The organism is Sphingomonas sp., assembly GCF_050725575.1.
GTDB lineage: Bacteria > Pseudomonadota > Alphaproteobacteria > Sphingomonadales > Sphingomonadaceae > Sphingomonas.
Genome location: NZ_JBOHHW010000010.1, coordinates 139785 through 145784 on the forward strand (window position 1 = coordinate 139785; position 6000 = coordinate 145784).

General features: G+C 62.9%; 6 protein-coding genes. 3 read left to right on the forward strand and 3 right to left on the reverse strand.

The window, feature by feature from the left end; genetic code table 11:
- The first annotated feature begins 1 nt into the window (after window position 1).
- The 3 genes from ACRECS_RS09665 (at window position 2) to ACRECS_RS09675 (ending at window position 2549) form a co-directional block, all read left to right on the forward strand.
- Complete coding sequence (locus ACRECS_RS09665) at window positions 2-1039, forward strand: SIR2 family protein (RefSeq protein ID WP_431582744.1); 1038 nt, start codon at window positions 2-4, stop codon at window positions 1037-1039.
- A 20-nt stretch (window positions 1040-1059) separates the two neighbouring features.
- The gene (locus ACRECS_RS09670; protein WP_431582745.1) at window positions 1060-1773 is read left to right on the forward strand and encodes a hypothetical protein; all 714 of its coding nucleotides are present in this window, start codon (window positions 1060-1062) and stop codon (window positions 1771-1773) included.
- Window positions 1774-2174: 401 nt separating this feature from the next.
- On the forward strand, window positions 2175-2549 hold the full coding sequence (locus ACRECS_RS09675; protein WP_431582746.1) for an alpha/beta hydrolase: 375 nt from the start codon (window positions 2175-2177) through the stop codon (window positions 2547-2549).
- A 100-nt stretch (window positions 2550-2649) separates the two neighbouring features.
- Here ACRECS_RS09675 and ACRECS_RS09680 read toward each other — a convergent pair whose 3' ends face one another.
- The 3 genes from ACRECS_RS09680 to ACRECS_RS09690 all read right to left on the reverse strand — a co-directional run.
- Window positions 2650-3564, reverse strand: coding sequence for an MBL fold metallo-hydrolase (locus ACRECS_RS09680; protein ID WP_431582747.1), 915 nt, complete (start codon window positions 3562-3564; stop codon window positions 2650-2652).
- 198 nt (window positions 3565-3762) lie between these two features.
- Entirely contained in the window at window positions 3763-5778 is a 2016-nt protein-coding gene (locus tag ACRECS_RS09685) for an acetoacetate--CoA ligase (RefSeq protein WP_431582748.1), read from the reverse strand.
- A 28-nt stretch (window positions 5779-5806) separates the two neighbouring features.
- A partial coding sequence (locus tag ACRECS_RS09690) for a hypothetical protein (RefSeq protein WP_431582749.1) occupies window positions 5807-6000 on the reverse strand: 194 nt, incomplete at its 5' end.

Sequence of the window (6000 nt, forward strand, 5' to 3'; positions counted from 1 at the left end):
AATGACGCATATGAAACAATCTGAACTGATCGACCTACTCGTCTCACGACCCCAAGGTTATGCCTGGTTCCTAGGTGCCGGGGCTTCCCGGATGTCAGGTCTACCAACAGCAACCGATATCATCTGGGATCTCAAGACCCGTTTCTACTGTCGCGAGGAAAATCAGGAGCTGTCGAGGCAGGATCTACCGAGCCCCGCGGTCAAGGCACGCATCCAGGCGTTCATGGATTCCCGCGGCGTTCCACCGCTGTGGGCCGATCAAGAATATTCAACCTATTTCGACAAGATCTTCGGCGACGACAAGGAGCGGCAGCGTGCTTATCTCCAGGCGATCCTCGCCGAGGACCGGGTGACGCTGACGATCGGCAATCGCGTCCTAGGCGCGATGCTCTCCCTAGGTCTGAGCCGCATCGCCTTCACCACCAATTTCGACAGTGTCGTCGAGCACGCAGTCGCCGACGTGAGCGGTCGGTCCCTGTCGGCTTATCACCTCGAGGGATCCACCGCAGCGAACCAAGCTCTACGCAATGAAGAGTTCCCGCTCTACTGTAAGTTGCACGGCGATTTCCGATACGACAGCGTCAAGAACTTGACCGAAGATTTGGTGCAGCAAGATCGGGAGCTCGCCGCGTGCATGGTAGCGGCGGCCAGTCGGTTCGGCTTTGTCTCAGTTGGCTATAGCGGGCGCGACGACAGCGTCATGGCCTTGTTTCGCGCTGCCCTTGCCACTGGCAATGCCTTTCCACACGGGCTGTACTGGACGACGGTCGGTAGCGGGCCGGTCTTGCCGGCGGTATCCCGACTGATTGAGGACGCCCAGGCCGCCGGCGTAGCGGCGGCGTTGGTCGAGATCGAGACCTTCGACGCCCTCATGCTGAAGTTGTGGCGTAATCTGCCGGGTAAACCAGCCGAGATCGACTCCAAAGTGCGCAAGACATTGCCAGCGACGGTCAACATTTCGTTGCCGACGCAGGCACCGGCGCCCCGCTACTGCGCACGAACGCGCTACCGATTGCCGCCCTGCCGCGCCAAGCGCTAGCGGTGCGACCCAAGGCGCCGATGGACTGGCCAACTTTGCGAGGCATCGAGCGCGATGCCGATAACCGGATCATTGTGACCAATGGATCGGAAATTCTTTGTTGGGGCGCGCGTGACGCTGTGACCAGCGCTTTTGGTGATCGGTTCGACAGCCTGTCTGAAACAGATCTTCCCCAGGATCTGGCGATGTCCGAAGCGTTCGCCGTGCAAGGCTTTATAGAGCAAGCGCTGGCGACCGCGCTAGCGCGGGACCGACCGCTACTTGTTCGCACACGAAATCTCAGCCCGATCATGATCGTCGACGCCCACGCTACGGATAGTTCACACGTCGAGCCACTTCGTGCCGTCCTGGGCCGCCTCACCGGCCAGATCGCGGGCCTTTTCGCACCGGTCGACAATGAACATCCCGAGCCGGCAAAGATCTTCTGGGCCGAGGCCGTGCGTATCGCGATCGAGCAGAAAAACGGCTCGAGTTGGCTCATCGTCGATCCGGACATTTGGATCTGGCCGCCGCGAGCGCGCGACACAGCTCGTGAATTTCTTGATGAGAAACGTCGTGATCGCCTCAACACCAAGTTTGATCGCATCCTGACTGCTTGGGTCCAAGTTCTTACGGGCACCTCTGCGCCGGGAACGACCGCGACCCTGTCCGCTTTCGATTTGGATGACGCGGTCGCCAATCCCACTTTCGTCCTGGGTAACCGGACTGGTTTCGCACGCAGGCTCGTCGCATGACGGTGCCGACAAGCCGTTTCGTCGGTTATTCCAAATTGCCTGAACCAGATTTGCTGTTCCACGCTGGGGCGGGAGCTCTCGAATGTCGCCAAAGCGCGCCAAGCCACCAATTACTATCCCGACTATCCGGGTTTCCAGGCGACCTTTCGTATTCCTTTGCTCGCCCCGAGCGATCGAACGACCATAACACTGCCGCCAGTTCTAGATCAGCAAGCCGCCGCTGGCGCGAAGGTCGAGCTCGCGCGGGAGCTGTTCCAAGCAATATCACGGCTGAACAGCGTCCGGTCGGAATTCGATGTCGCGCTGCTCTATCTGCCGCCATCCTGGGCCGCCTGTTTCGAAGGCGAGAACTTTGACTTCCACGACTATTTAAAAGCATTTTGCGCACCCTCGAACACCCGATGGGAGCGGTGAAGGAGCAGAGCGCGAACCTTTACGCCACGAAGATGGCCGAGCAGGGTTTCGCCGCGATGTCGATCGACTTGCCCTTCTGGGGCGAGAGCGAGGGCCAGCCGCGCAACGCGGTAGCGCCCGACTTCTATGCCGAGGCATTCAGCGCCGCGGTCGATTTCCTCGGAACGCGGCCCTTCGTGGACCGCAACCGGATCGGCGGGATCGGCGTCTGCGGCAGCGGCAGCTTCATCGTCAGCGCCGCCAAGATCGATCCGCGCCTGAATTGGGGCGCACTGCTGCCATTGATTCCGAATGAACAGCTCCGGGCCGGAATTGGTCGGACGGGTTCAGGGTCTGAGGGTGCGGAAGCGGGTGTAGGCTGAATCCCCACCTACCCTGTACCGATCAGTCCTTGCCGCACCAAGGCATAATCTCATGGCTTCCCGTGAGATCATGCCCGGCGCGGTCCGTTCAGTCCGGCCGTCAAAAGTCCCAGGACACCGGCACCCACCGGAAGCGATCGCCGTTGAGTGCGACGTGGCCGACCGAGGGGAACGGCATGTGCGTCGCGACGAGCAACTCGCCACTCGCCGCTGCGTCCTGCAACAGGCGAACCCGGACGCGAACCGCTTCTTCGGGTTCGTGCTCGAAGCCATTGTGCCAGTCCGGATGGTCAAAGGCGACCGGGAAGACAAGGTCGCCGGCGAACGTCAGCTTATCGGCACCGGACGTCACGCTGACCACGCTGTGGCCAGGCGTGTGACCGCCGGTGCGCCGGGCGACGACGCCAGGGGCGACTTCATGCTCTTCCGCGAACGTCTGCAGCTTGTTGTGATACTGGTCGAGGAATTGCTTGGCAGTCGACCGGAGGACCTCCGGAACAGGATCCGGCATATCGGTTTGCGAGAAGTCGGGCGCCGCCCAGAAATCGACCTCGGCGGCGGCAACGTGAATCCTGAGGTCCGGACGCAACCGGTTCTTCACGTCGTCGGCAATCAGTCCGCCGACATGGTCCATGTGCATATGCGTGAGCACGATGTCGGTCACCGACCCCAGATCGATGCCGGCGGCCTCGATCCGCCGAAGCGCCTGGCCGGCACGCGGAAAGCCCTCGAACTGCCCGCCGAGCCCTGCGTCAATGAGAATGGTTTGATCGCCGCTGTGCACCACCAGCACGTTCAGCGCCCAGTCGAACGCGTCCGGGCCAAGGAACATGTCCTTGAACCATGCCTCGCGCTCGGCGGGATCGACGTTGGTCGACATGGTTTCAGTGGGCAGCGGCAGCACGCCGTCGCTGATCACCAACACCTCGATGTCGCCGATCTGCAGCGCATAGCGCGACGGGACCAGCTCGTCCGACCCCGGTCCGACGGGGTTCGTAATATTGTCCGGCTTCATGTTTCTAACCTCCTGCTCACGCCCTCGAGCGCGCCTTCAATGGCGTCGAGAAGATTAGGTGCCGCCGTGTTGGCGGTCGATTGGTGCCGAGGCAGTGACCGCACCATACGAGGGTATAGGTCCCGCCACCCATAAGGCAGTACGCCCTAGCCCGGACACCGCCAACGGATAGTATCGCGACGCCAGGCGCGCCGGCGATCACGGACGATCGGGCGCGCCAGCCTCCCGTCGCCGCGCGCGGAACGTATCGGCCAGATCGACGAAATCGCCCAGGCACTCCGGATTCGCCATGGCGGCGGGGTCGATCACCTCGGTCAGCGATCGTCCCTCGAACAGGCGCTTGATGGGCAGTTCCTGCTTCTTCATCGAGAGCGTCCGGGGGATTGCGGGGACGATATAGACATGGTCCGGGACAAAGCGCGGTGAGAGCGATGTCCGAATCGCTTGAGCTATCCGCGTCGTCAGGTCCGGCTGCGCGGCAGGCGCTGCTGCGACGATGAAGGCAAGCAGTTCGCTTTCACCAGGCCCTGTCCGGACATCGATCACCAGGCTGTCGCCGACGCCGTCCACACGCTCGATCGCATCGTAGATTTCGCTCGTCCCCATCCGGTGGCCGCCGCGATTGATCGTGGCGTCGCTGCGCCCGAAAATCTCGCAGCTCCCATCCGCATTGATCCGAATCCAATCACCGTGCCGCCAGATGCCCGGGAACATGCCGAAATAGGAATCATGGTATCGGCTCCCATCCCGGTCACCCCAGAAATAGAGCGGCATCGATGGCATGGGCCTGACGCAGACGAGTTCGCCGACCTCGCCGACAAGGGGCTTACCTTCCGGGCTCCACGCCTCGACCGCCGCGCCGAGCTGGCGGCATTGCATCCGCCCCGGTGCCGGTGCCAGGTCGCGATCGCCGGTACAGAAGACGCCGCAAATGTCGGTTCCGCCCGAACTGTTCAGCCAAAAGGGTTCGACATGGGCGGATGCAGCGAGCCGCTTCGACAGCTCGACCTGGACCTCGGCAGGCAATGGCGACGCGGTGCTGCCGATCGTCCTGAGCGACGACAGGTCGCCGACCGCGGAAAAATCGACGCCGGACCGCAGGCAGGTGGTGAAGAATTGCGCGCCCGAGCCGAAGAAACTGACCCCGTGCCGCGCCGCGAAGCGCCACAGGGTAGACCAATCGACCCGCTCCTTCGGCCCCGACGGGCTACCGTCGTAGATGCAGATGGTCGTGCCGCTCAGCAGGCCGCCGACCTGCGCGTTCCACACCATCCATCCGGTCGAGCTGAACCAGTGAAAGCGCTCCTGCCGGCCGACGGCGCCATAGCTCGGGCGGAGGTCCATATGGAGCCGCATCGCGGCGGCATTCAGGAGGATCCCGCCATGCCCATGCACGATCGCTTTCGGTTTTCCGGTCGTGCCGCTCGAATATAATATCCACAAAGGATGATCGAACGGCAGCCATGACGGCTCGAACAACCGCACCTCATCGTCGTCGCGGCTGGTGAGATCCGCAAAGTCCAGCGTGTGTCCGATATGTCCCCGCGAATGACCCGAGCGGACCAGAACGACCTGCTCGAGTGTCGGCAGCGCGGCGGCGATCGATCGGACCGTGTCCGCGAGGTCCCGCCCCTTGCCGGCATAGAATGCCCCGTCGGTTGCGATCAGCAGCTTCGGCTCGACCTGGCCGAACCGGTCGACAATAGCGGGCGTCCCCATGTCAGGGGCGCAGACCGTCCAGATGACGCCGATCGACGCGCAGGCGAGAAACGCCATCACCGCCTCGACCCGGTTGGGAAGATACGCTGCGACGCGGTCGCCCGGCCCCAGCCCGAGCCGCCGCAGCTCGCAGGCTAGCGAGAAGGATCGGCGGCGCAGCTCATGCCATCCCAGCGAAACGACCGCGCCGCCTTCGTCTTCCGCGATGATGGCCGGTTGCCCATCGGCATCGGCGGCATCTGCGTGCCGAAAGACCTGTCGCGCATAATTCACCTCGGCGCCGACAAACCACCGCGCGCCCGGCATGCGATCCTCGGTCAGGACCTCGGAACAAGGGGACCGCGACTGGATTCCATCGAAACGCCACAGCGCTTCCCAGAAGTCAGCCGGCTTATCGACCGACCAGCGATGCAACTCCTCGAAGCTCGCAAAGACCAGCCCATGCTCCTCGGCGACACGGGCTTCGAACTCCCGGATAAGCGTCTGCCGGGCCATCATGCGCGCACAGCAATCTGCGCCCATGTCAGTAACGGTAACTGAGCGTAACGCCGTAGGTCGCCGGCCTTCCCGTCAAGCGAACCACCGTGTCGATCACGTCGGTCACGTTGGTGAGGTAAAATTTGTTGGTGACGTTTCGACCCCAGATCTGGGCCTTCCAGCGCGAATCCGGTGCGCCCACGCCGAGCCGGAGGTCGAGCGTAGCATATCCGGGTATTT

Bases quoted from the DNA above. Each gene is read 5' to 3' on its own strand.
- ACRECS_RS09665 (WP_431582744.1), top strand. From the start codon at position 2: ATGACGCATATGAAACAATCTGAACTGATCGACCTACTCGTCTCACGA.
- ACRECS_RS09680 (WP_431582747.1), bottom strand. From the start codon at position 3,564: ATGAAGCCGGACAATATTACGAACCCCGTCGGACCGGGGTCGGACGAG.
- ACRECS_RS09685 (WP_431582748.1), bottom strand. From the start codon at position 5,778: ATGGCCCGGCAGACGCTTATCCGGGAGTTCGAAGCCCGTGTCGCCGAG.
- ACRECS_RS09675 (WP_431582746.1), top strand. From the start codon at position 2,175: ATGGGAGCGGTGAAGGAGCAGAGCGCGAACCTTTACGCCACGAAGATG.
- ACRECS_RS09670 (WP_431582745.1), top strand. From the start codon at position 1,060: ATGGACTGGCCAACTTTGCGAGGCATCGAGCGCGATGCCGATAACCGG.